Raw genomic sequence first — 2,454 nt, 5'->3', positions numbered from 1 at the left:
CACGCCCTTCCCGGCCACTTGTTGTTTTCATCCGACTGAAATTGGCGATTTTAACCCGACTCTAACAACGCTTGCATTTTCTCTGTCAATCCTATATGATTATATGAAATAATTTACTGAATTATGCATTAAATAAAATGGTCAATTTTTAGCACGTTGACATTGATATATAAATTCTATATAATGGAGAACAAAGGAGTGCTGAAATCTCTACGGGGATCAGTGCGAATACCTTCTCCATTGTTGGAGAGGGTATTTTTTTATGGGTAAACAAAAAACATTTAAAACAATAGAAGAACAAATTTCATTATTAAAAGCAAGAGGTTTAATCATTTCAGATGAAGCGTATGCTGCAAATTACTTGCTGAGTAACAATTATTACAACATTATAAATGGGTACAGTAAATATTTTATATCCAAAGGAGATACTTATTTACCTGGTGCAAACTTTGATGAAGTCGTCTGTTTATATTCATTTGACCGCGAAATCAAGCAGGCTTTCTTTAACAAAATTCTCAGCGTTGAGGGGCATTTAAAATCCATCTTTGCCTATCATTTTGCCAAAAAATACAGGAATACCCCCTATGCCTACCTGGATACCGCATGCTATGACTCTAGTAAAACACTATCAGTTGTAACAACCATTTACCACCTGTCTGGCATTATAAATCATTATAAAAAACAACCAAACAGCAGTATCGCCCATTATTTAAAAAATTATGGATCTGTTCCTATCTGGGTGCTCATCAACTATATGGATTTTGGCGAACTTCGCCACATGATATCTTCAGTATCTACCCAGCTTCAAAACTCAATAGCCCATGATATGGAAACTTTCATCCAGCAAAACCTTCAGAAATCTGAAATTTTCCCACCTGAAACGATGTTGAGTTTCATCGAAAATATCAATGATGTAAGAAATATCTGTGCCCATAATAACCGTTTGATTGATTTTAAATGCAGAAGGGACTGCAAATACTGGTTTCCTCTTCATTCATCAGCAGGCTTAACCGCAAATGATTATCGTAACACTATTTATTCCGTTTATCTATCCATGCAATGCTTCCTCAACAGTGGAGAGTTTAACGTTTTACACAATTCATTGGATTTTCTAATGCAAACTTTAAACAAAAATTTAAAGACAATCTCTGCCAACACGATTATTCAAACACTAGGTTTTCCAAAAGACTGGTTCACCCCCACAAGCTAATAACCCCGCATCTGCAAACGCCGTCTCACGCAAAAGGATGCCAGATGCCGGGCATCTGCCTTTGAACATAAAAACCGGAGGCTGAGATGGGCTCCCCTCCGGGAAGCCCCTACGCCGTCTCCGTCGAACTGATGATAACAACGATATTCTCCGCCTGGTCAACGTCACTGCAAGGGCGCGGTCCACACGGGCCGCCCGCCTTTGCCGGTTCAACGACAACCCCGTCCAATTGGTCGAACAAACAACATCCGACCCCAACGCCGTAGGGGCGCGCCGCAGGCACACCCTTCCCGGCCTCCTGGTCAGGCAGACCCAATTATCCTTAAAGTGTAGAGATGGTCAGCCCGCTTAGGAAATATCCTGTTTGCCTCCGGCAAAATGTCGCCAGAACCACCCATTTATCCGGTTGCCCTGCCAGTGGAGGCACTGGATCAAAGTCAGCGGACCAGTTCCAGCGAAATATTCCCCTTTCCCAATAATATGTCTTTGGATCGATGGAAAAGCAGCCAACCGTTCTTCCATCTCACACAAGGTATCTCACGCTAAAGGGACCCGGCCCCAAGCCATGGTCACTCCATAGCGGCACACATGTCCCCGTACGCACAGGGTACGCCCAATTACTTCTCGGCTGTCTCTTCTGGCTCTTCCAGCCGTTTGTAAAACTTCTCATAACTTTTCCTTGCTTCTTTTGTGGCCTTGTCAGTGAGCTTGTATTTGCCCTCATACACATCATAGGTATACCACTCTGGATTTTCCAGAAACAGCGGCCGATTGTCAAAAATCATTACTTTATCATTCCTTTCTGCTTTAGCCATTTGGTCATGGCCTTGCCCAGATCAGATTCATCCCCGCATGCGCGGGGCCACCCAGTAAAGAAATAATATCCAAATACAAAAAAACGGAGGCCGGGAAGGGCTCCCCTCCGGGAAGCCCCTACACCGTCTCCGTCGAACTGATGACAACAATGCTATTCTCCGCCATGTGTATATCATACACCTCAAAATCCCCAAAATTTGCGGTCAGAAAATAGGTTAACCTCAAAAATCGTGATTTTCGAGGTTTGGCATTTCTTCTCATGTTTATATTATAAAGGTATCGCCCATAAATAACAATACAGATGCAGGCCGCCCGCATCTGCAAACGCCGTCTCGCGCCAAAGGATACCAGATGCCGGGCATCTGCTTTTGAACATAAAAAACCGGAGGCCGGGATGGGCTCCCCTCCGGGAAGCCCCTACACCGTCT

2 protein-coding genes are annotated in these 2,454 nt (G+C 43.7%); one reads left to right on the top strand and one right to left on the bottom strand.

The genetic code is table 11. The features are described from left to right. The first annotated feature begins 262 nt into the window (after window positions 1-262). Window positions 263-1,210: an Abi family protein gene (locus tag QVO43_RS00080; protein WP_022486610.1), complete on the top strand. Its 948-nt coding sequence runs from the start codon at window positions 263-265 to the stop codon at window positions 1,208-1,210. A gap of 617 nt (window positions 1,211-1,827) precedes the next feature. On the opposite strand, the gene QVO43_RS00075 is transcribed toward QVO43_RS00080, so the two are convergent. Beyond that, complete coding sequence (locus tag QVO43_RS00075; protein ID WP_154487304.1) at window positions 1,828-2,025, bottom strand: hypothetical protein; 198 nt, start codon at window positions 2,023-2,025, stop codon at window positions 1,828-1,830. Window positions 2,026-2,454: the final 429 nt, after the last annotated feature.

This window comes from Acidaminococcus sp. CAG:542, assembly GCF_000437815.1.
Classification (GTDB): Bacteria; Bacillota; Negativicutes; order Acidaminococcales; family Acidaminococcaceae; genus Acidaminococcus.
Note: the sequence above shows the minus strand (reverse complement) of the source record. Positions and strands in the feature narration are given on the sequence as shown.

Bases quoted from the DNA above. Each gene is read 5' to 3' on its own strand.
- QVO43_RS00080 (WP_022486610.1), top strand. From the start codon at position 263: ATGGGTAAACAAAAAACATTTAAAACAATAGAAGAACAAATTTCATTA.
- QVO43_RS00075 (WP_154487304.1), bottom strand. From the start codon at position 2,025: ATGGCTAAAGCAGAAAGGAATGATAAAGTAATGATTTTTGACAATCGG.